General features: G+C 70.3%; 22 protein-coding genes and 1 pseudogene. 14 read left to right on the top strand and 9 right to left on the bottom strand.

Annotated elements, in window-relative coordinates:
* Positions 1-3 precede the first annotated feature (3 nt).
* The 3 genes from ACGFWE_RS42250 to ACGFWE_RS42240 are packed head-to-tail and all read left to right on the top strand — an operon-like array spanning position 4 to position 3,646.
* The gene (locus ACGFWE_RS42250) at positions 4-1,560 is read left to right on the top strand and encodes an ABC transporter ATP-binding protein (protein ID WP_393605846.1); all 1,557 of its coding nucleotides are present in this window, start codon (positions 4-6) and stop codon (positions 1,558-1,560) included.
* Positions 1,557-2,735 carry an ABC transporter permease gene (locus tag ACGFWE_RS42245; protein ID WP_352391498.1) on the top strand — a complete coding sequence of 393 codons (1,179 nt, stop codon included), beginning with the start codon at positions 1,557-1,559 and terminating at the stop codon, positions 2,733-2,735. The genes ACGFWE_RS42250 and ACGFWE_RS42245 overlap by 4 nt, the downstream gene beginning before the upstream one ends.
* Positions 2,732-3,646, top strand: a complete 915-nt coding sequence (locus ACGFWE_RS42240) for an ABC transporter permease (protein ID WP_352391499.1) — start codon at positions 2,732-2,734, stop codon at positions 3,644-3,646. The genes ACGFWE_RS42245 and ACGFWE_RS42240 overlap by 4 nt, the downstream gene beginning before the upstream one ends.
* Positions 3,647-4,032: 386 nt before the next feature.
* Here ACGFWE_RS42240 and ACGFWE_RS42235 read toward each other — a convergent pair whose 3' ends face one another.
* A complete protein-coding gene (locus ACGFWE_RS42235) occupies positions 4,033-5,067 on the bottom strand; it encodes an aldo/keto reductase (protein WP_393605843.1) in 1,035 nt (344 codons plus the stop codon).
* A 214-nt stretch (positions 5,068-5,281) separates the two neighbouring features.
* Here ACGFWE_RS42235 and ACGFWE_RS42230 point away from each other — a divergent pair, with 214 nt between their 5' ends.
* The 6 genes from ACGFWE_RS42230 (at position 5,282) to ACGFWE_RS42205 (ending at position 9,480) form a co-directional block, all read left to right on the top strand.
* Positions 5,282-5,734 carry a VOC family protein gene (locus ACGFWE_RS42230; protein WP_393605841.1) on the top strand — a complete coding sequence of 151 codons (453 nt, stop codon included), beginning with the start codon at positions 5,282-5,284 and terminating at the stop codon, positions 5,732-5,734.
* Positions 5,719-6,114 carry a nuclear transport factor 2 family protein gene (locus ACGFWE_RS42225; RefSeq protein ID WP_393605839.1) on the top strand — a complete coding sequence of 132 codons (396 nt, stop codon included), beginning with the start codon at positions 5,719-5,721 and terminating at the stop codon, positions 6,112-6,114. The genes ACGFWE_RS42230 and ACGFWE_RS42225 overlap by 16 nt, the downstream gene beginning before the upstream one ends.
* 159 nt (positions 6,115-6,273) lie before the next feature.
* Positions 6,274-7,134, top strand: a complete 861-nt coding sequence (locus ACGFWE_RS42220) for a fumarylacetoacetate hydrolase family protein (RefSeq protein WP_393605837.1) — start codon at positions 6,274-6,276, stop codon at positions 7,132-7,134.
* 27 nt (positions 7,135-7,161) lie between these two features.
* The gene (locus tag ACGFWE_RS42215) at positions 7,162-8,325 is read left to right on the top strand and encodes an amidohydrolase family protein (protein WP_393605835.1); all 1,164 of its coding nucleotides are present in this window, start codon (positions 7,162-7,164) and stop codon (positions 8,323-8,325) included.
* A gap of 28 nt (positions 8,326-8,353) precedes the next feature.
* Positions 8,354-9,127 (top strand): HpcH/HpaI aldolase/citrate lyase family protein, encoded by a 774-nt coding sequence (locus ACGFWE_RS42210; RefSeq protein WP_393605833.1) that lies wholly within the window; start codon positions 8,354-8,356, stop codon positions 9,125-9,127.
* Positions 9,124-9,480: a cupin domain-containing protein gene (locus tag ACGFWE_RS42205; RefSeq protein ID WP_352391506.1), complete on the top strand. Its 357-nt coding sequence runs from the start codon at positions 9,124-9,126 to the stop codon at positions 9,478-9,480. Before ACGFWE_RS42210 ends, ACGFWE_RS42205 begins: the two co-directional genes overlap by 4 nt.
* A gap of 93 nt (positions 9,481-9,573) precedes the next feature.
* Here ACGFWE_RS42205 and ACGFWE_RS42200 read toward each other — a convergent pair whose 3' ends face one another.
* The 3 genes from ACGFWE_RS42200 to fdxA all read right to left on the bottom strand — a co-directional run bounded on the left by ACGFWE_RS42200 (position 9,574) and on the right by fdxA (position 11,831).
* Positions 9,574-10,371: an IclR family transcriptional regulator gene (locus tag ACGFWE_RS42200; RefSeq protein WP_352391507.1), complete on the bottom strand. Its 798-nt coding sequence runs from the start codon at positions 10,369-10,371 to the stop codon at positions 9,574-9,576.
* A 120-nt stretch (positions 10,372-10,491) separates the two neighbouring features.
* Positions 10,492-11,493, bottom strand: a complete 1,002-nt coding sequence (locus tag ACGFWE_RS42195; protein ID WP_393605830.1) for an NAD(P)/FAD-dependent oxidoreductase — start codon at positions 11,491-11,493, stop codon at positions 10,492-10,494.
* Positions 11,490-11,831 carry a ferredoxin gene (fdxA, locus tag ACGFWE_RS42190; RefSeq protein WP_393605828.1) on the bottom strand — a complete coding sequence of 114 codons (342 nt, stop codon included), beginning with the start codon at positions 11,829-11,831 and terminating at the stop codon, positions 11,490-11,492. The genes ACGFWE_RS42195 and fdxA overlap by 4 nt, the downstream gene beginning before the upstream one ends.
* A gap of 221 nt (positions 11,832-12,052) precedes the next feature.
* Here fdxA and ACGFWE_RS42185 point away from each other — a divergent pair, with 221 nt between their 5' ends.
* The 4 genes from ACGFWE_RS42185 to ACGFWE_RS42170 are packed head-to-tail and all read left to right on the top strand — an operon-like array spanning position 12,053 to position 16,286.
* Positions 12,053-13,372, top strand: coding sequence for an SRPBCC family protein (locus tag ACGFWE_RS42185; protein WP_393605826.1), 1,320 nt, complete (start codon positions 12,053-12,055; stop codon positions 13,370-13,372).
* Positions 13,369-13,893, top strand: a complete 525-nt coding sequence (locus ACGFWE_RS42180) for an aromatic-ring-hydroxylating dioxygenase subunit beta (RefSeq protein ID WP_393605824.1) — start codon at positions 13,369-13,371, stop codon at positions 13,891-13,893. The genes ACGFWE_RS42185 and ACGFWE_RS42180 overlap by 4 nt, the downstream gene beginning before the upstream one ends.
* A gap of 21 nt (positions 13,894-13,914) precedes the next feature.
* Positions 13,915-15,126 carry a Dabb family protein gene (locus ACGFWE_RS42175; RefSeq protein WP_393605822.1) on the top strand — a complete coding sequence of 404 codons (1,212 nt, stop codon included), beginning with the start codon at positions 13,915-13,917 and terminating at the stop codon, positions 15,124-15,126.
* Positions 15,090-16,286, top strand: a complete 1,197-nt coding sequence (locus tag ACGFWE_RS42170) for a hypothetical protein (protein WP_393605820.1) — start codon at positions 15,090-15,092, stop codon at positions 16,284-16,286. The genes ACGFWE_RS42175 and ACGFWE_RS42170 overlap by 37 nt, the downstream gene beginning before the upstream one ends.
* Positions 16,287-16,391: 105 nt before the next feature.
* On the opposite strand, the gene ACGFWE_RS42165 is transcribed toward ACGFWE_RS42170, so the two are convergent.
* From ACGFWE_RS42165 to ACGFWE_RS42145, 5 genes are all read right to left on the bottom strand, one after another.
* Positions 16,392-17,465 carry a TauD/TfdA family dioxygenase gene (locus ACGFWE_RS42165; protein WP_393605818.1) on the bottom strand — a complete coding sequence of 358 codons (1,074 nt, stop codon included), beginning with the start codon at positions 17,463-17,465 and terminating at the stop codon, positions 16,392-16,394.
* Positions 17,466-17,585: 120 nt separating this feature from the next.
* The gene (locus ACGFWE_RS42160; RefSeq protein ID WP_266510399.1) at positions 17,586-17,726 is read right to left on the bottom strand and encodes a hypothetical protein; all 141 of its coding nucleotides are present in this window, start codon (positions 17,724-17,726) and stop codon (positions 17,586-17,588) included.
* 184 nt (positions 17,727-17,910) lie between these two features.
* Entirely contained in the window at positions 17,911-18,108 is a 198-nt protein-coding gene (locus ACGFWE_RS42155) for a hypothetical protein (protein ID WP_352391514.1), read from the bottom strand.
* 115 nt (positions 18,109-18,223) lie between these two features.
* Positions 18,224-18,448, bottom strand: coding sequence for a translation initiation factor IF-1 (gene infA / locus ACGFWE_RS42150; protein WP_352391515.1), 225 nt, complete (start codon positions 18,446-18,448; stop codon positions 18,224-18,226).
* The gene (locus tag ACGFWE_RS42145; protein ID WP_393605815.1) at positions 18,445-19,248 is read right to left on the bottom strand and encodes a GNAT family N-acetyltransferase; all 804 of its coding nucleotides are present in this window, start codon (positions 19,246-19,248) and stop codon (positions 18,445-18,447) included. The genes infA and ACGFWE_RS42145 overlap by 4 nt, the downstream gene beginning before the upstream one ends.
* Positions 19,249-19,551: 303 nt before the next feature.
* On the opposite strand from ACGFWE_RS42145, the pseudogene ACGFWE_RS42140 reads away from it, so the two are divergent.
* Positions 19,552-20,061 (top strand): annotated as a pseudogene (locus ACGFWE_RS42140) (IS6 family transposase); the annotation flags it as partial.
* Positions 20,062-20,110 lie beyond the last annotated feature (49 nt).

Raw genomic sequence — 20,110 nt, 5'->3', positions numbered from 1 at the left:
GCGATGACACCGACGACCTCAGCGGCCCGGATCCTCGAGCTGCGTGGCATCACCAAGACCTACGGATCCGTCACGGCCTGCGACGCCGTGGACCTCACCGTCGACGCCGGCGAGATCCACGGTCTCCTGGGCGAGAACGGGGCGGGCAAGTCCAGTCTCATGAAGGTCCTCCTCGGGCTGATCCGGCGCGACGCCGGCACCGTGCTGGTGCGCGGAGAGCAGGTCGCGCTGGACAGCCCGCAGGAAGCGGCCGAGCTGGGCATCGGCATGGTGCACCAGCACTTCAGCCTCATCAACGGGCTCACCGTGTGGGAGAACGTCGCGCTCGGCGACACGGGCGCGGTGAACAAGCAGGCGATCTGTGCCGAGATCGCCGAGGTCGCCGGGCGGTACGGGCTGCCGGTCGACCCCGAGGCGCGCGTCGACGCGCTCGCGGCGGGCGAGCGGCAGCGCGTCGAGGTGGTCAAGTGCCTGCGCCGCAACCCCCGGATCCTGATCCTGGACGAGCCCACCTCGGTGCTGACCCAGGCCGAGTCGCAGGAGCTGTTCGCCGTGCTCGGCCGGGTGGTGCAGGAGGAAGGACGCGCGGTCATCCTCATCAGCCACAAGCTCGCCGAGATCGAGCAGGCCACCGACCGGGTGACGGTGCTGCGCAAGGGCCGGGTCGCCTTCCGGGCGGTCACCGCGGAGACCACCGCGCCGGAACTCGCCCGCCGGATGGTGGGCCGTGACGTGTCGCTGCACGAGGAGGCCGCCGCGCTGGGCCTGCTGCCGGTGCGGAAAACCCGTACCGGCGAGGGCGGCGCGCACGACCGGCAGCCGCCCGTCCTGCGCCTCGCCGGACTCACCGTCGAAAAAGGCGGGGTCAGGGTTCTGGAAGGAGTCGACCTGACCGTCGGCGCGGGCGAGATCTGCGCCCTCTACGGCGTCGAGGGCAGCGGCCAGGCGGCGCTCGGCGAAGTCCTCGCCGGGCTGGTCCTGCCGACCGCCGGCACCATCGAGGTCGCCGGGCACAGGGTCGATGTGGCCCGGCCGGGCGCGCTCGGGAAGGCCGGTCTCGGCATCGTGCCGGAGGACCGGCACCAAAGCGGTGTCGTCCTCGACATGAGCGTCACCGAAAACCTGACGATGAAGTCGCTCGACAAGCTCAGCGGCCGCTTCCTGCTGCGTCGGCGCGCGATGCTCGCCGAGGCCCGTCGCCTCGCCGACGAGTTCAACATCGTCGCCCCCTCACTCGACGCACCGCTACGCAGCCTGTCCGGAGGCAACCAGCAGCGCGTCGTGCTCGCCCGGGAACTGTCCGGTGACACCAGCGTCCTGGTGGCGGCGCAACCCACCCACGGGCTGGACGTCGGCGCCATCGAGGACATGTACGCCCGCCTGCGCAGGGCGGCCGCGGAAGGCGTCGGAGTGCTGCTCATCTCCACCGAACTCGAGGAAGTCATGGCCCTTGCAACCTGGATCGCGGTGATCTCGTGCGGGCGGATCACCGGAGCACTCCCCGTCTCGGAGGCGAACCCCGAGCGACTGGGCATGCTGGTCGGCGGTGAGGCCGCATGAGTGCCGCCTCGCTGACGAGCGTCGACGACCAAGCCCGGCGCTTTCTCGCTCGCCTTCGGCCCGGGCCCGGTGGCCCGCTCGTGATGGGCCTCACCGTGGTGCTGGTCGCCGTCGCCGCGGGTGCGTCGGCGCTGCTGCTCCTGCTCACCGGTGGCTCGCCGAGTGCTTCGGCGAGCGCGATATGGACCGGGAGCCTGGCCGACGCCGCGGGATGGACGACGACGCTGCTCAACGCGGCACCGCTGCTGCTGGTCGCGGTCGGGGCGTGCGTCTGCGCGTCGGCCGGCACGTTCAACATCGGCCAGGAGGGACAGGTGCTCATCGGCGGCCTGGTCGGAGCCTGGGTCGGACTGCGGCTGGCACTGCCCGGCCCGATGCTGGTCGTCGTGGTGATGATCGCCGCGGCGGTCGGCGGTGGCGCCTGGGCCGCGCTCAGTGCCCTGATGCTCCGCTACCGGGGCGTCAACGTCCCGGTGAGCACTCTGCTGATGACGTTCCTCGCCATCCAGCTCGTCACCTTCGCGGTCAGCACGCCGTGGCTGCAGGAGAGCGCGCAGGGCACTTCGGGCATCGCTGACGCGGCGTCCAACCCCCTGCCGGCCAACGCCCGGCTCGGCGGTTTCGGGCAGTACCCGTCGGTGCAGTTGAACGTGGGCCTGTTCATCGCCCTCCTCGCCGCGGTCGGCGTCGCGTTGGTCCTCAGCCGCAGCCGGTGGGGCTTTCGGGTACGCATGCTCGGACTGAATCCGCTGACGGCCAAGCACACCGGTGTCCGGGTGGCAGCGCTCGGCGGCTTCACCCTGGCGCTGTCCGGCGCCCTGGCCGGGCTGGCGGGCGGGCTGCTGCTGGTCAGCCCGATCGGCACCAACCAACTGCAGGCCGGGCTCTCGGACAACTTCGGCTGGGACGGCCTGCTCGTCGCGCTCGTCGCTCGCAACCGGCCCCTGGTCGCGGTCCCAGTGTCGTTGGTGTTCGCCGTGCTGCGTGCGGGCGGCGACTTCCTCTCGGCGACAGGCGTGCCGTACTACCTCGTCGATGTCGTCAAGGCGTTGCTGGTCCTGGCGTTCGTCGCGCCGCCCGTCCTCGTCGATCTCTTCCGCAGGCGGCGTCGTGCGATCCCGCGGACGGCGACCGCCGTGTCCGTTGTCCCGACCAAGGTGAAGGCATCCGCGTGAGCGCCCTGGACAGCACCACCACCATCCTCGCCAGCGGTGTCCGGCTGACGGTGCCACTGGCGTTCGCCGCCTGCGGCGAGTACGTGGCCGAGCGCGCCGGCACGATGAACATCTCCGTCGAGGCGATGATGCTCGGCGCCGCGTTCACCTCGATCGCCACCGCGAGCGCGACCGGCAGCGCCACCGTCGGTCTCGTGGCCGGCGTCGTGACGGGCCTCGTCCTCGGCTTCGTCCACGGCAACCTCGCCCACCGGGCGCAGATCAACACCTTCGTGGTCGGCCTGGTGCTGAACGCGCTGGTCCTCGGCCTGACGAGCTACCTGATCACGACGAACCAGTTCGCCTCGCACCAGGTCCACATGCTGTCGATCCCGCTGCTGCAGGACATCCCCGTGATCGGCAAGCCGCTGTTCTCCGAACGCTGGCCCGCCTTCTTCCTGTTCGCGCTGGTGCCGCTCACCTGGTGGCTGATGGAGCGCAGCCGCTGGGGCCTGGAACTGCGGGCGGTGGGGGAGAACCCCCAGGCGGCCGATGTCACGGGCATCAAGGTGAACATGCGGCGCCGACAGGCTCTGCTGTGGTGCGGCGCGCTGGCCGGTCTCGGGGGCGCGTACCTCGCCGTTGGCGAGGTCGGATCGTTCAACCAGAACATGACGGCCGGGCGCGGCTACATCGTCATCGCCGCGGTGATCTTCGGGGCGTGGCGGCTCGGCCGGACCCTGCTCGGCTGCCTGGTGTTCGGCCTCTCCGACGCGATGCGGCTGGCCCTCCCGGCGCTCGGCGTCACCCTCAACGCCCAACTCCTCGTCGCGGCCCCGTATCTGCTCGCGCTCCTGGCCATGCTGCTGTTCACCACCCAGCACCGGGAACCCGCTGCGCTCGGCCGGCCCTTCGAGCGCGGGTCGACGTGATGACCGGGATCGGACGAGGACGGATGCCGCTTGCGCGAGGACACGGGGCCCGTGGGTGCGCGAGCCCGCCGACGACGCAGTGCGGGGGCGTCCGTGGGGTGGGGCCCGTTGCCGGGTGTGAGGAGTGCGTAGATCCGGCCCACTGCCTCGGCCGGCCTTTGAGCGAGGCTCGACTCGGCGGCCGGGAGCGGCGAGTACGGATGCCGGCTCCGCGACCGCGCAGAGCCGGCATCCGACGCTGGTGCGCAGCCCCGCCGACTGAGCTCGTGGATCTTGTCCGCTGCCTGGGCCGACCTTCGAGGGAGGCTCGAGCTGGCGGCCGGGAGCGGCGACTGCGGACGCCGGTTCCGCAGCCGCACGGGGCCCGTTGGTGCTGGACCCCGATGTCAGCGGCGGCGCAGTGCCGCGGTCTGCAGCGCCGGCGGCGTGTGGCCGACGTCGAGCGGGTTGAGCACGCTGCCCGGCGCGACGAGTTCGTCGATCCGGTCCAGCGCCTCGGCCGACAGCGGCCGGTCCACCGCGGTGAGCTGCGCCAGGAGTTGGTCGTGGGTGCGCGCCCCCATCACGGCCGAGGTGACGCCGGGATGGGCGAGCACGAACCGCAGCGCCAGCTCGACCAGCGTGCAGCCCTCCTCGGCGGCCAGGCGCACGAGTTCCTCGACGACCGCGAGCTTGCGCTCGCGCACCTGCTCGTCGGCGAAGTCGAAGTGGTCGCCGTTTCTCAGCGCGCGCGAGTCTCCCGCAGGCTCGGCACCGGTCCGGTACTTGCCCGTCAGCCAGCCGCCGTTGAGCGGGCTCCAGACCATGACGCCCATACGGTGCCGCTCAGCGGTGGGCAGGGCGGCCGCCTCCGCGTGCCGGGCCAGGATCGAGTACGACAACTGCTCCACGGTGAACCGCTCGCTGCCGCCCCGCCGCGCGGCCCACTGTGCCTCCACGATCTCCTCGGCCGGAAAGCTGGAGGTGCCGATTGCCCGCACCTTGCCGGCCCGCACCAGGTCACTGAGCACACCGAGGGTCTCCTCGACGTCGGTGAGGGGATCGGGACGGTGGACGAGGTACACGTCCAGGTGGTCCGTCCCCAGCCGGCGCAGGCTGTCCTCCACAGCGCGCGTGATCCACAGCCGGGACGCGCCGCCCCGATTGCGGTCGAGCGGCCCCGCGGGCATCCGGCTCGCGACCTTCGACACCAGGACGACGTCGTCGCGCCGTCCCTTCAGCGCCCGGCCGACGATCTCCTCCGACTCACCGAAGGCGTACACATCAGCGGTGTCGACGAAGTTGATACCGGCGTCCAGCGCCGTCGCCACCATGCGGTGGCACTCCGCCTCGTCAGTGTTGCCCCAGGCGCCGAACATCATCGAACCCAGGCACAGCCGGCTCACCTCGATGCCCGTCCCACCCAGAATCCGGTAGTGCACGCCCGTCCTCGTCTCCCAGCCGACGCCGTGTCGCTGTCCTCCCGCAGGCTCGCACAGCGCCGGGCCCCGAACCGATGTCGCGCGGGGCCAGCATCCCTGGCCTGCGTGTTGTGTCCGCAGCACATCGACCCGCGGGTGCATGCGTGCCTAGGCTCAAACAAAGCCGATCAGAGAAATCCGATCAATGAAATCCGAACCCCTCACTGGAGGTACCGTGGCCACCGGTCTCACCTCGGCACGCTGGACTCACGTCGCGCTGCCGACCGGCGATCTCGACAAATCGATCGCGTTCTACACCACACTGACCCCGCTGGTCGTGGTCGAGCGGTTCAAGGACGCCGACGGCGAGAGCGTCTGGCTCTCCAACGACCAGCAGGCCGAGACGCCGTTCGTGCTCGTCCTGGTGTCCTTCAACAAGGACAAGGGCAACCAGCTGGGCCTGCTGCACCCCTTCGCGCACCTCGGCATCGAGGTGCCGACGCGCCAGGACGTGGACGCGCTCGCGGACCGGGCCCGCGAGCTGGGCTGCCTGCACTGGGAGCCCCGGCAGATGCCCGAGCCCGTCGGCTACATCTGCGCTCTGAAGGACCCCGACGGCAACGTCGTCGAGATCTCCCACGACCAGCGGGTCTTCGACTCGGTCCGCGCGAAGTGGGGTTCGTCCTGAAGGACACCCGCGCCGCCGTCGAGGCGTACCTCGCGGCGTTGAACGCGCACGACGCCGACGCCGTGGCCGCCTGCGTGGCCGAGGACTTCGTCAACGAGCACACGTCGTCCATGGGACAGAGCCGCAAGGGCCGCGCCGAGTACCGCGCCGCGCTGACCGGGTTCCTCGAGAACTTCGGGGACCTGCACTACGCGCCCGAGCGCTTCCTCGTCGACGGCGAGTCCGCCGCGGTGCCGTACGTCATGACGTTCCTGATGCGCTCGGCGGGCGACCGCCCCGTACGGGTTCGCGGAGTCTTCGTGTTCACCGTCGTCGACGGCCTCATCGCGCGTCGCACGGACTACTGGGACAGCGGCGAGGTGCAGCGGCAACTCGCCTGACCCCTCTGGCCGGCAGCCCGGAAGCAGCTCCCTGACACCCCGTCCGCCTCTTGCGCGGACGGGGTGCCGGTGTATCCCCGACCCGTCCTTCGTATCGCTTTGCATGACGGCATCTCGCATTGCTTGACACGATGTCGTCTCGCAATGAAAGATGCCGTCATGCAAGTAGTGACAACGCAGTCCGGCCTGGGCCGGATCGAGGACGGGGTCATCGCCCTGTTGGACACGGCATTTCCGCACGTCGGCGCGGTCCTCGAGCAGGACGGCTCGCTGCAGGGCCTGGCGTCCTGTGCGGTGCGCCGACGGATCCCGCTCGACCAGGCCACGATCGCGGCGCCGCTGGACCGCCCCCGAGCGGTGTGGGGCGTCGGGCTCAACTACGTGTCGAAGGCGGCCCGCACGGGCCGGGGAGTGCCCGAGCAGCCGATCCTGTACCTGGCCGCGTCGTCCGGCGTCCTGGCGCCCGGCGCGCAGGTGGTGATTCCGCGGGCCGCGACCGAACCCGACTACGAAGGGGAGATCGCGGTCGTCGTCGGCCGTCGGCTGTACCAGGCGTCCGAGTCGGAGATCTGGCCCGCCATCGCCGGCATCACGGCGGCCAACGACATGACGGCACGCGACGTCATGCGCAGCACCGCCACACCCGCCCTCGCCAAGAGCTACCCCGGCTTCACACCGCTCGGCGCGTCGATCCGCACCCCCGACGACCTCGCCGACCGCGACGCGATCCGCGTACGGACCCGGGTCAACGGCGAACTCGTGCAGGACGACACGAGCGCCGGAATGATCTTCGCGGTCACCGATCTGCTCAGCCGCCTGTCGTGGTTCGCCGCGCTGGAACCCGGCGATGTCGTCCTCACCGGCACTCCGGCCGGCACCGGCCAGGACCGCGACTGCTTCCTCGCCGACGGCGACGAGGTACGGGTCGAGGTGGACGGCGTGCTGCCCCTCGTCAACCGCGTCGCGCGCCCCGCGGACGCCTCAGCGCACGACCGCCGGCTGACCGAACCGGTCAGCTGACCACCTCTCACCCTGGAGCCCATACCGATGCCCATCTCCTCCACGCCGTCCTACGACCTCGTCCTGGCCGGCGGCACCGTCATCGATCCGGCGTCGGGCACCAACGCCCGGCTCGACGTGGCGGTCACCGGTGACCGCATCACCGCGATCGGGGAAGGGCTGGCGGCGGGCGCGACCCGCACGATCGACGTCACCGGCTCCACCGTGCTGCCGGGCCTCGTCGAGGGCCACACCCACATCTTCCAGTACGTCTCCGCCGTCGGCGCCCCCGCCGAGGAGGCCCACCTGCGGCGCGGCGTCGTCGCCGCGGCGGACGCCGGCACGGCCGGCGCCTCGACGTTCGCGGCCTTCCGCAAGCTGGTGGTCGAGGCGAACCCGCTGCGCATCGTCAACTTCCTCAACGTCTCGGTGCTCGGCCTGATCGACTTCCGGTTCGGCGAACTGCTGAACCCCGACACCCTGGTCCCCGAGGACGCGCTCGCGACCGCCGAGGCCCACCCCGACATCGTGCGCGGCTTCAAGATCCGGCTGTCCGAGGACGTCGTCGGCGAGAACTGGGAGTCGCTGCTGAAGAAGTCCGTGGCGCTGGCCGAGCAGGCCCGCCTCCCGCTGATGGTGCACATCGGCGAGACCGAGGAGCCGGTGCCCGTCGTCCTGGACTACCTGCGCCCCGGCGACATCGTGGCGCACTGCTACACCGGCAAGCCGAACGGCATCCTCGACGGCGACCAGGTGCACCCGGCAGTCATGGCGGCCCGGGAGCGCGGTGTGCTGTTCGACTCCGCCCACGGCAAGAGCAACCTCAGCTTCGAGGTGGCACGCCGGGCGATCGCCGACGGATTCCTGCCCGACATCCTCAGCTCCGACACCAGCGCCCGCAACTGGCGCGGCCCGGTGTTCGACCTGCTCACCAGCATTTCCAAGCTGATCGCCCTCGGCGCGCCGCTGGAGGAGTGCATCCGGCGGGCCACCGTCGCCCCGGCGCAGTTGCTCGGGCTCGACAGCGAGGGCTACGGCCGCCTCGCGGTCGGCGGACGGGCCGACGTCACGGTCGTCGACTGGACCGACGAGGTCACCCTGCCCGACGCCGCGGGCAACACCATCCTGGCGCCGCGCCTGGAGCCGAGCGTCGTGCTGCACAACGGCGCCGAGATCGACGTCGTGCCGTGGCGCGGTCTGCCGGCGGCATGAGACGCCCGCCCGTCCCGGGGCGGACGCGATGAGCGTCGGTGACGTCCATCCGCTGCGGCGTCGGCTGCGTGCGGCCCTGACCACGGGGCAACCCGCCGTCGGTACGTTCATCAAGCTGGCGTCGCCCGACGTGGTGGAACTGGCCGAGGCGGCCGGGTTCGCGTTCGTGGTCGTCGACCTCGAACACTCCGCCCTCACCGAGCAGAACGCCGTCGACCTGGTGCGACACGCCCACGCCTGCGGCCTGCCGGCCCTGGTCCGCGTGCCCGAGGTGGACGTCCCCGCCGTCAACCGGCTGCTGGAGGCCGGGGCGGCGGGCATCCAGCTGTCCATGCTCACCCGCGTCGCCCAGGCCGAGGCACTCGCGGCGGCGACCCGGTTCGCGCCCGCCGGCCGCCGCTCGGTGAGCCTGGCCAACAGGGCCGCCCGCTTCGGCGCGCTCCCACTGGCCGCCTTCCTGCACGCCGAGCGGGACGACCCACCGGTGCTGGTCGGCCAGATCGAGACCGCGCGCACCGATCCGCTGCCGGATCTGCTCGCCCCTCTCGACGTGTGCTTCGTCGGCAGCACCGACCTCGCGGTCGACCTGGGCCTGCCGGCCGACCCCGCGGTACTGCGCGCCGCGGTGGACCGGGTGCGCGGGGCCGCCCGCTCGGCGGCGGTGGCGTTCGGCGGCTGGGTGCCGGCCCGGGGCGCCGCGGCCGACCTGGGCCTGAATGACGCCGACTACCTGGTCGTCGGCTCGGACCTGCAGATGTTGGCGACCGCCCTGAAGGTGGCCGCCGGAGAGGAGAACCAGTGACCACACGCAACGCGGCGCTGTTCAGCACCGTCGTCAACTGGGACGAGCTGCCGGTGACCCAGGTGCGGCCGGGCGTCCGCCGTCGCGTCTACGCGACGGACGAGATGATGATCTGCCACCACGAGCTCGACGTCGGCATGACGCTCAACCCGCACCGGCACGAGGACTTCGACCAACTGGTCCATATCGCGGAGGGCCGTGCCAACTACTACGTGGACGGTGTCGCGCACGACATGCGTGCGGGGTCGTTCCTGCTGGTTCCCCGCGGCAGCGAACACTACGTGGAGCCGACACAGGCCCCCTGCGTGAACATCGACTTCTTCGTCCCGCCGAGGGCCGACCTGCTTCCCTGACCCAGGGACCTGGGAGCTGTTGAGGGCCTCCGGGCGGAGTGAATGCGTCTGACATTCACTCCGCCCGGAGGCCCTCGGTCTGTCACACGTGGGTCAGTCGGCGGTGGGCGCGCCGTCCGAGTTGCCCAGCCGCTGCGACAGCGCGCGGGCGGTCTCCAGCAGTGCCTGCGCCATCGGCGACTTGACGTCGTCGGGGACGGTCGCCGTCGTGCCGACCACAGCGAGCGTTCCGCTGATCTTGTCGCCCTCGAAGATCGGCGCCGCGATGGTGCGCACCCCGTTGACAGCGGGGGAGTTGACCGACAGCCCGTGCTGCCGGATGGCCTCGAGCTCCTCGGTGAGCTCGGAGGACTTGAGGACCGAGCGCGGCAGCACCGGTACCTGGTCCGGGGGCAGGAACGTGAGGAAGATCCGCCCCTGTGCCGAGGAGGTGAGGTCGAGACGCGAGCCGACCCGGACGCTGATGCGCACCATGTGGTCGGTGTTGTCCACCGAGCGCACCACGGTCGGCGACTCGCCGTCCCAGACCGACAGCACGATCGTCTCGTCGATGCGCCGGACCAGCTCCTCCATGTACGGCTCGGCGGCGGCGACGATCGGCAGGCCGGCCCGCGCTGCCGTCGCGAGCGTGAGCACCTGGGGGCCGAGGGAGTACAGCGAGGTGCGCTCGTCGTAGCGCAGCAGGTTCGCCGCCCGCAGGGCCTTCGTGTAGCGGTGTGCGGTGGCCTTGCTCGCCCCGAGCCGCGCGGTGATCTCGTTGAGACTCATGTGCGGCTTGCCGACCGTGAACGAGCCGAGGATCAGCGCCGCACGCTGCACCGTCTGGATCGTCGGCGCCGTCGTGTCGGGAGCGCCTCGCTCGCCGGTGCCGGGCTGCGCCTTCGTGGCCATGAATCTTGCTCCTGTTTCGTACTTAATAAGGCGGTAAGACGTCGAGTGGAACGCCGTATTGGATAGCGTAACGGGGTGAGCCGTGTAAATGTGCGGGAAGAGATGAGGTGTGCAAGGCCCTCATGCATCGGATGAGTGCCCCGGCGTGAGGGAGCGCGCCGAGTCGAGCAGAGCGGCGATGTGGTTGACGGCCAGAGCCGCTTCTCCGAAGCCGATCGAGATGAGGCTGACCTTGCCGTCGTGGTCGGCGATGTCGCCGGCCGCGAAGACGCGCTCCCGGCTCGTGCGCATCGTGCGGTCGACGAGGATGCGCCGGCGGCGCAACTCCAGTCCCCACCGCTCGATCGGGCCGAGGTCGGCGATGAAGCCGAGCGCGGCGACGACGGACTGGGCGGGCAGGCTGATCCGCTCGCCGTCCGGGCCCGCGACCACGACCTCCGACACCGACCCGTCGCCGGAGATCTTCTCGACCTCGTAGGGCGTCAGGACGCGCACGGAGGACGCGTGCACCTGCTCGACGGTGCGTTCGTGGGCCCGGAACCGCGTACGCCGGTGCACCACCGTCACCGACGAGGCGATCGGCTCCAGCGACAGCGCCCAGTCCAGCGCGGAGTCCCCGCCGCCGACCACCACGACGTCGTGTCCGGCGAGTTCGTCCAACCGCGGCACGAAGTACCGCAGCCCCCGGCCCAGGTAGTCGGAGCCCACAGGGAGCTCGCGGGGCACGAAGTTGCCGATCCCGCCGCACACCAGCACCGCCCCCGCGGTGACGCGCGTGCCGGTGTCGGTCGTGGCGACGATGTGCGCACCCGCGTCGTCGAGGTCGGTGACCCCGTGCCCGAGCAGGTAGAACGGCTTCGACTGCCCGGCCTGCTCGGCCAGCCGGTCCACCAGGTCCTGGCCGCGGACGGCGGGGAAGCCGGCCACGTCGTGGACGAGCTTCTCCGGGTAGAGCGCGGTGATCTGCCCGCCCACCTCGGGCAGGGCGTCGGCGACCGCGACGCTCATGCCGCGGAAGCCGGCGTAGTACGCGCCGTACAGCCCCGTCGGACCGGCACCGATGATCAGTAGGTCGACCGACACGTCGGGGCCGGCACCCATGGTGGCCGGCGAGCCGCTCACGCTCCCACCTCGGGGTGGTCGCGGCCGACCCGGCCGACCTTGCGTGCGCCCCCGGGCGACCCGAGCGGTTCGGCTCCGGCGATTCCGAGGGTGAAGAACTCGGCGTTCACGCGCTGGGACTGCTCGGCCTGGGCCGGCAGGTCCTCGTGGTGGAAGATCGAGATCTGCGGGCAGACGGGTTCGCAGCGCCCGCACTCGACGCATTCGTCGGGCTGGATGTAGAGCATCCGGTCGCCCTCGTAGATGCAGTCGGCCGGGCACTCCTCCATGCACGACTTGTCCATGACGTCGAGGCATGCCTGAGTGATGACATACGGCACGGGCTTCTTGCCCTTCACACGGTCGCACGGAATGCGAGATGGCGTCTTCCAATGTGGAATGGATGATGACGGCGCAGGCCCGGGGTGTCAACCATCGGGCGATTGCTTGACACTGTCGCCCGTGCTAAGGGAAGCTGGCGCGACATACGAGATGGCGTCTCACAACGCGCCACTCGGGTCGGGACTTGTGAGAGGCATACGCCGTAATGGGAAGCAACCCCCGGACCGTCCCAGCACCGATGATCACCGAGGACTGGGACCGGCTCACCTTCCGGGTCAACCGCGAGGCCTACCGCAGCGCGGAGATCTTCACCCGGGAACGCGGCTGGGTATGGACACACACCTGGCTCTACCTCGGCCACGAGACCGAGATCCCCCACCCCAACGACTTCAAGGTCCGCACCCTCGGCGGCCGGCCGCTGATCTTCTGCCGGGACACCGCCGGCGAGGTGCACGCCTTCCTGAACTCCTGCCCCCACCGCGGCACGGTGCTGTGCCGCGAGAACGAGGGCTCGACCAGGCTCTTCCAGTGCTTCTACCACGCCTGGACGTTCCGCAACAACGGTGACCTCGCCGCCATCCCCGACGCCGACGCCTACGAGTCGACCGACGAGTTCAAGGCCTCCATGGGGCTGCGCGGCGTCCCGCGGCTGGAGATCCACGAGGGATACGTCTTCGTCGCCTTCGACCCCGACGTCCCGCCGCTGCTCGAACACCTCGGCGACGCGGCCGACTACATGACGATGATCGAACAGCAGCACGTCGGCGGCATGACCACACTGCCCGGCACCCAGCAGTACAGCGTCCGGGGCAACTGGAAACTCGCCGTCGAGAACGCGATGGACGGCTACCACTTCGCGCCGACCCACAACACGTTCGTGGGTTACCTGCGCGAGAGCGGCTTCGCCGTCACCGACGACAACCAGTACGCGTACAACCTCGGCAACGGCCACGGACTGCTGGTCCTGACCGGTCACGGCGGGCGCATCAGCATGCTCTGGGAACCGCGCTTCGGCGAGGACGAGCGCGTGCGCACCGAGCAGCACCGGGCCGAGATGACCGAGCGGCTGGGGGAGAAGCGGGCGCGCTACGTGGCCGACGAGAGCCACATCCTGTTCGTCTTCCCCAACCTGCTCCTGTTCGACATCGAGGGGCTGTCGATCCGGCAGCTGGAGCCGGTGGCGCCCGACCAGACCGACGTACGCGCCTGGCAACTGGTCCCGCGCGACGAGGACCCCGCCGCGCGCGCCCTGCGCATGAAGACGGTCGTCAGCTTCGTCGGCCCGGGCGGGCTCGCCACGCCGGACGACATCGAGGCGTACGAGGCGGTCCAGCGCGGCATCCAGGCCACGGCGGGCACCGCGGTGCCCGAGCTGGACTACAGCGACATGTCACGCGGCATGGCCGACGAGGTCAAGGGCGTACAGGGCAGGTCGACCGACGAAGGCGCGATGCGGGGCTTCTGGCGGCACTGGATCGACGCCGTCGGGCTCGATGACGGCCTCCAGGTCCACGGCGAGCGACCGGCGTCCTTCCTCGCAGGCAGGGACATGCGATGACCACGATCACCAACACCCACTCCGTGCGGTGCCAGGGACGCACCATCACCCGCCCCGAGGTGGAGGACTTCCTCTACGCCGAGGCGGACCTCCTCGATCACTGGGACTACGACGGCTGGCTGGCCCTCTTCGAGCCCGGCGCCCGCTACGAGATCCCGACGACCGACTACCGCCCCGGCTGGTCGCCGCACGAGACCGGTTCCTTCGTCGACGACGACTGGGACCTGATCCGCGCCCGGGTCAAGCGCCTGAAGTCCCGCAAGGCGCACGCCGAGAACCCGCACTCGCGCACCCACCGGCTGGTGTCCAACGTGCGGCTCTCCGAGCACACGGAGGACTCCTTCCGCGTCGCCGCCTCCTTCGTCGTGCACCGCGCCCGCGACGGCCACTTCGACGCCTACGTCGGCTGGTACGAGCACGTACTGGTGCCGACCGAGGACGGACTCCGCTTCCGCTTGCGGCGCTCGGTCCTGGGCCACGAGTCGCTGGCGGCAGGCGCCCGGCTCAGCTTCATCCTCTGACCGGCGACGGATGGTGACCCGATGATCCGACACACCCTGTCCTTCCGCTTCGCCGACTCGGTCGACCAGGCCACGCGCGAGTCCGTGCTGGCCGAGCTGCGCACCTTCCCGGACCGGTACCCGGCCATGCGCGGCTTCGTCCTCGGCGAGAACGTCAGCACCCGCGACCGGACCTTCACCCACACCATGGCCGTCGACTTCGACAGCCAGGACGACCTGCTCGCCTATCTCGGCAGCGCGTCCCACGAGAGCTTCGTGCACACGCGCTGGCGACCGGTCATCGACCGGCAGGCCATCACCTCGTTCGAGTACACCGAGCGCCCCTCGCTCACCTCAGGAAGGACAGCGCCCGTGAGCACCCGCCCGCACGCCCCGTACGGCATGGAGTACGCCCGGATCGAGGTTCCGGACATGCAGGCCACCATCGACTTCCTCGAGTACCACGTCGGGCTCCAGCTGGAGCAGCGCACGGACGAGTACGCCTACCTGCGCGCCGACATCGAGCACCACGCGATCGAGCTGATCAACGCGCCCGAACGCACCGACGGGTGGACGACCGCGGTCGGTTACAGCGTCGAGAGCGACGAGGTCCTCGAACAGCTGCACAAGAGCGTCCTCGACGCCGGCCTCGAAGTCCTCGAGCTGCAGGAACGCCAGCAGGCGCTGTGCGAGAACGGCTTCGCGGTCAAGGACCCCAACGGGCTCATCATCGAGCTGTTCACCGAGTTCCAGGAGTACGCCGAACCGCCGCACATCGAGATCCGGCCGCTGAACCTGGTGCACCCCTTCATCGCCACCACGAAGTACCAGGAGACCCAGGACTTCTACCAGAAGGTCCTGCGCTTCATCCCCTCGGACTACGTCGTCGGCTCGACCACGTTCTTCCGCGGCGAGGACCGCCACCATCACAGCCTCGCGGTGCAGAACAACAAGGAGCACTTCGTCGCGCACCTGTGCTTCGCGATGAAGAGCCTCGACCACGTCATGCGGATGCGCGCCCGCGCGCTGTACAAGGGCGCGCCGATCGCCTCCGACATCGTCAACCACTCGGCGTCGACGTCGATCGCGTTCTACCTGCACGACACGCGCTTCGGCCCGCGGTTCGAACTGTGCGACCGGCACCGGGTGTTCACGCCGGAGGAGCACGAGACGCACCGGCCCCGCAGGATGCCGGCCGACCCGCGCAACATCGACGTATGGCGTCCGGCGTCCGACGACTGGGGACGTTTTTGAGACAGCAGTTGCTTGACGTCCTGAACCTGCTCGACACCATTCCCGCCCCTCGCGGGCAGGAACGGACGGCAGCCCACCGGCTGCGCACCTGGTGTGCGCGCCGGTGGCCGCACGTCGAGTGGCAGGTACTGGAACACGGTCCCGCGGGCGGCAGCCTGGTCGCCGAGCACGGGGCGGGTCCGCTGCTGTACTCCCACCTCGACACGTCACTGGACGACGGCGGTGCCCACAACCACCTCGTCACCGGCAGCGACGCGCTCATCGCCCCTCTCGCCGTGGACGGCGACGTGGTAGCCGGCTTCGGACTCGGGGTGGCCCGCGGGCCGGTGGCGGCGGCGCTCGTCGCGTTCGCCGAGGCGGGCGCCGGACGGCTGCTGCTCGCCGGCTCCGGTACGCACCGCCGTAGTGGCGGGACCACCGGCCTGGAGGCATACGCCGACGCGTATCCGCTGCCACGCTCGGCGATCGTCGCCAAGTGCGGCCCGCCCACGCTGCTGTGGCACGAGCCGGGCGCGCTCTACCTGACCGTCCGGGTGACCGGCCGCTCCGGCGCCGCGATGATGCCCGAGTCGGCCACACCGCCCGGGGGAGTCGTCGCCTCGGCAGGCATCGTCCTGGACGAACTCTCCCGCTGGCGCACCGCTTACCTGGCCGCCGACCCGCGGGCGGGACAGACCGGCCGGGCATGCGGCATCGGCGCGATCAGCGGCGGGTGGCCGGACAAGCCGGACCTGCTGCCGGCCCGACTGCGGATCGATCAGTACGTCGTCACCGGTGACCCCGTGGATCCGAAGGCGCTGGCGGCCGAGCTGGCCGACCGGCTGCGGGCACGGTGTGCGCAGTCGGTGCTGCGCGACTGCGCGCTCGAGGTAGAGGCCGAGCCGGTCGCTGCAGCCGCGGCGACGCCGACCGACGCCCCGGTGGTGACGGCCGCACGGGCGGCCTGGCTCGACGAGTTCGGTGCGCAGCCGCCGCCCATCACCGGCTGGACGGGATCGACCGACGGCGTCGAGCTGCGCGCCCGCGGCGTCGACACCGTGCGCCTCGGCCCGCAGTCGAAGCCGGCCGTCGGCGATCCCCGTCGCGATGCCCTGTCGTTGGGACAGCTGACCGCCTACGCGCGCATCTACCGTCGGCTGTTGACCGAACTGCCGGCGTAGAGCCGGCGCGAGCACCGTGCAGAACCTCTGGCTGTGACATACGACCGCCGCAGCCAGAGGTTGCTCCGGCTGCGGCGGTCGTACATCGCCGGCGGTCGGCCGGCGTCACACTCCCCAGTCGTCGTTGACGGTGACGGCGTCGGCGATGCGGAACCGGCCGCCGGGCACCAGGGGCGTGGTGGGCTCACCCATCACGACGACGTGCTTGCCGAACCGGGGCGCCAGCGGTCGGCCGACGTCGCGCTTGAGCCACAGACGCAGCAGGTGGCGGCGGCGCTCCGGTTCCGGGTGGTCGACGTAGCTGGTGCGCGAGTGCAGTGCGGCGTAGTTGAGCAGCCACTGCACGTCCCCCGGCTGGAAATCCATGTCGATCGGCAGGCCGGGCTCCTGCGAGATCTCGTCGAAGAGGGTGATGGCCGCGGCCTGGTCGGGCGTCAGTTCGGGGACGCCCGGGTACTCCTGGGCGCTGAAGATCATCGAGTTGCCCGCGTAGGTGCTGAAGATGCCGTCGACGTGGCTGATGATCGGCGAGGTGTACGTGAGTTCAGGGGAGTCGGGGTCCTGACGCCGCCAGTCCCAGTGGTAGGTGTCGAAGAGCCGCGCTGCGAGGTCCGGCCGGCGGCGCAGCATCTCGTTGTAGATCGTGGTGCCGCTGACCAGGCTGGAAGCGCCGCCCTCCTTGGCGCCGCGCAGGCACATGAGGGCGACGACGTCGGAGCTGTCCGAGTGGAACGGCAGCCGGTCCCGAATGCGGGAGGGCAGTGCGCCCTCGTCGGACATCGTCTTGTTCGACGTGGCGATGACGTGGTCGAGCAGGTCGCCCCGCTGGCTCTGCCCGATCGGCCGGCCGAGGTGGAGGCCCATGATGAAGAAGATGGCCGCGGCAACGGGGTCGCCGTACTCCTCGGTGCGCAGGCCGCGCACCAGGATGAAGCCCCGGCCGGCGTCCATCTGGCGGGCGCACTCGTCGTTGAGGGCGCGACAGGCGTCGAGCGGGTAATCGGCGGCGGTGACGGTGCGCAGGTCGGGGTCGTCGGCGACGAAGCGCCGTCCCAGGTCTTCCAGTTCGGTGCGCTCGGCGTCGCTGAGCAGGTAGATCCACTCGGTGGATTTCGCCAGCTCGTCGCCGCGCCAGGCGGACGGGCCGGAGACCGGCTGAAGGCCGACAGTGGTGGTCACGATGATGGACTCCTCGAAGAGGTGGACATGCCCGTCGGTGAAGTCACGACGGACGGCGAACGCCGACGGACGCCGAACGTTCGGTGTGGCTGGGGCTCGTCGCGCGGCGACGACCTGCACTCAGAAGGGAGTCTGAGGCTCGCCGACAGCCGTGCCGGGGCGCAGTCCCTCCCGGGGCGGGAAGTAGCTGAGCGGCTCGTCGTAGGTCCGGCGGCCGGCGCACGACACGAGCAGGACGCCGATCAGAGGGACTGGCCTCATGCTGGTCCCGTCCTTTCGAGAAGTGCCTCAACCATAGGAGACCTCTGCGGCGTGGTCAATATTGCGAGACGGTGTCTCATGATGCAGTACGCCATGGGCGGATGAGCACCTCCCGTACACACGACTGCGGACGCCGCTCCGTCGTGTCGCAGTGCTGGAAGGGACTGATCCAGCCGGACAGGGCTCAGGGGATCGGTCTCAGGGAACACAGCCGGTCTGCGATGTCGTGCACGGTAGGGCGCAGTGCGCGGAGGTCCTCGACCAGGTTGCGCCACGGCTCGTACACTGCGGTGTCCATGCTCTCCCCGGATGCCCGGAGGTAGGCGACGGCGACGCCGTAGGCGAAGAACTCGTAGCGGGCCGGCAGCGGCCGCAGCAGCACAATCTGCTTTAGGCCGCCTGCTCGCCGCGGCCGTTCGAGCCATCAACGGGGACCGGTCACGCCGATGCCGTGACCGGTCCCCTGGATCAGCTGTCGGGGAAGGTGCCGAGCGTCGCTAGTTCCGGTACCGGAACACGATCCGGCCGCGCGTCAGGTCGTACGGCGGAAGCTCTACCAGCACCCGGTCCTCGAGCATGATCTTGATGTAGTTTTTGCGGATCTTCCCGCTGATGTGCGCGAGCACGTGGTGGCCGTTCTCGAGCTCCACGGTGAACATGGCGCTGCGCAGGCACTCGACGACCTTGCCCTCGACTTCGATGACGTTCTTGTTCCTCGTCATCGCACCAGCTCCAGGTTGCTGCTCATCGGCCGGGCGCCGATGCCCTGGAACAGCGCCGAGGCCGCTCGGTTGGGCTCCTGGACTTCGGTCCAGGCCGCGGTGAACCCGGAGCGGTGCAGCGTCCCCAGCGCGTGGGCCAACAAGGCCCGCGCGATGCCGCGGCGCTGCTCGCCGGCCCGGACCGCGACCAGCCCCACGCGCGGCCGGATCACCGTCACCACCCGGATCAGCCCCAGGTAGCGGTCGGGTGCCGCGGCCACCGCGTATTTCGACGGGTCGACGATGGTGTCGCCTTCGCGGCGGGGAATCACCTCCGCGGGCATCGACTGCCACCCCACGGTCGCCTCGACTTCGTCGCGGATCGCGCGGTCCACCTCCCGCAGCAGACGCCCGTCCACCTGACCGGCGGGAACGATCGTCACGCCCGGCGGTGGCAGGACGGCGTCCAGCCCGGTGACCTGAGGGTCGGTCGGAACGACGTACTCCCACTCGCGGCGCCGGACCGTGAAACCGGCCCGGCGCCAGCCGGCCGTCAGCTCGACGTCGGCTTCGTCGACCACCGTGTACAGCGGCGCCGGCAGTTCCGCCAGCATCACTTCGGCGAGCCGGTCGAAGGCGGCTTCGTGCCAGACGTCGATGCTGACGAACAGGCGTCCGTCCGGCCGGTGCTGCGCATGCCCGCGGCCGACCACCAGGTCGTCATCCAGGGCGTGCCATTGCCTGTCCGCGACGCGCGTGATCGTCACCGCGTTCTCGCTCGGACCGGATGTGCAACCAGATGTGAAAGGCGTTGTGTTCATCGGAGTCTCCCTCCAGGAGTGCCTCGATCTCAGGCGCTCCTGGCGACACCGAACCTCAGCCGCCGGACCGTGACGGGTTGAGGGAGCACCCACGGATAACTGTGTTCACGGGGCTCACCTCCATACGACGACTTCACGGTCCACCGGGAAAGTAGCAGCGGGGCACCGGCTCGCTCAAACTCTTTTACCGGGCACTGTCACGCTGGCTGACTGTTGGGATGATCCTCTGCTTGATCAGGCGGGGAGGGGGCGTCGGTGGGGAGCGTGTCGCCGTAGTACAGGGATCACCGGTACCCGGTCGAGGTGATCTCCCACTGTGCGTGGCTGTACTTCCGCTTCCCGCTGTCGTTCCGCGAGGTCGAAGAGCTCATGCTCGAGCGCGGGATCGCCGTCTCCTGCGAGACGCTGCGCCGCTGGTGTGGCAAGTTCGGGCAGACCTACGCCAATGCGCTGCGCCGCCGGAAGCCCCGGCCTCGTGACAAGTGGCACCTGGACGAAGTTTTCATCAAGGTCAACGGCGTGCAGCCTTGACATCCTGGTGCAGAACCGGCGGGACAAGGCCGCGGCCAGGCGTTTCTTCCGCAGGCTGATGCAGAGGACGAGTGCGGTGCTGCGGGTGGTCGTCACCGACATGCTCCGCTCCTACGGCGCGGCCGACCGCGAGGTCATGTTCCGCGTCGAGCACCGGCAGCCGAAGTACCTGAACAAGCGGGCCGAGAACAGCCACCAGCCAGACGGCGGCTCCTGTCCGCGTTCAGCGGTATGTCGCCTCACTTCCGGCCCCGCCGCCATCTGATGACCGCTGGCGCCCACTGAGCCGAGATGACCGTCCGCTTCGCCATCCGGGAGCAGATCACCGGCG

The organism is Streptomyces sp. NPDC048523 (genome assembly GCF_043199815.1).
Lineage (GTDB): Bacteria > Actinomycetota > Actinomycetes > Streptomycetales > Streptomycetaceae > Streptomyces.
Note: the sequence above shows the minus strand (reverse complement) of the source record. Positions and strands in the feature narration are given on the sequence as shown.

What these genes read in the sequence shown, in the direction of transcription:
- ACGFWE_RS42210 (WP_393605833.1), top strand. Translation starts at nt 8,354, where the DNA reads ATGAGCGTCGGTGACGTCCATCCGCTGCGGCGTCGGCTGCGTGCGGCC.
- ACGFWE_RS42160 (WP_266510399.1), bottom strand. Translation starts at nt 17,726, where the DNA reads ATGAGGCCAGTCCCTCTGATCGGCGTCCTGCTCGTGTCGTGCGCCGGC.
- ACGFWE_RS42180 (WP_393605824.1), top strand. Translation starts at nt 13,369, where the DNA reads ATGACCACGATCACCAACACCCACTCCGTGCGGTGCCAGGGACGCACC.
- ACGFWE_RS42145 (WP_393605815.1), bottom strand. Translation starts at nt 19,248, where the DNA reads ATGAACACAACGCCTTTCACATCTGGTTGCACATCCGGTCCGAGCGAG.
- ACGFWE_RS42245 (WP_352391498.1), top strand. Translation starts at nt 1,557, where the DNA reads ATGAGTGCCGCCTCGCTGACGAGCGTCGACGACCAAGCCCGGCGCTTT.
- ACGFWE_RS42220 (WP_393605837.1), top strand. Translation starts at nt 6,274, where the DNA reads ATGCAAGTAGTGACAACGCAGTCCGGCCTGGGCCGGATCGAGGACGGG.
- infA (WP_352391515.1), bottom strand. Translation starts at nt 18,448, where the DNA reads ATGACGAGGAACAAGAACGTCATCGAAGTCGAGGGCAAGGTCGTCGAG.
- ACGFWE_RS42185 (WP_393605826.1), top strand. Translation starts at nt 12,053, where the DNA reads ATGATCACCGAGGACTGGGACCGGCTCACCTTCCGGGTCAACCGCGAG.
- ACGFWE_RS42175 (WP_393605822.1), top strand. Translation starts at nt 13,915, where the DNA reads ATGATCCGACACACCCTGTCCTTCCGCTTCGCCGACTCGGTCGACCAG.
- ACGFWE_RS42250 (WP_393605846.1), top strand. Translation starts at nt 4, where the DNA reads ATGACACCGACGACCTCAGCGGCCCGGATCCTCGAGCTGCGTGGCATC.
- ACGFWE_RS42200 (WP_352391507.1), bottom strand. Translation starts at nt 10,371, where the DNA reads ATGGCCACGAAGGCGCAGCCCGGCACCGGCGAGCGAGGCGCTCCCGAC.
- ACGFWE_RS42215 (WP_393605835.1), top strand. Translation starts at nt 7,162, where the DNA reads ATGCCCATCTCCTCCACGCCGTCCTACGACCTCGTCCTGGCCGGCGGC.
- ACGFWE_RS42170 (WP_393605820.1), top strand. Translation starts at nt 15,090, where the DNA reads ATGGCGTCCGGCGTCCGACGACTGGGGACGTTTTTGAGACAGCAGTTG.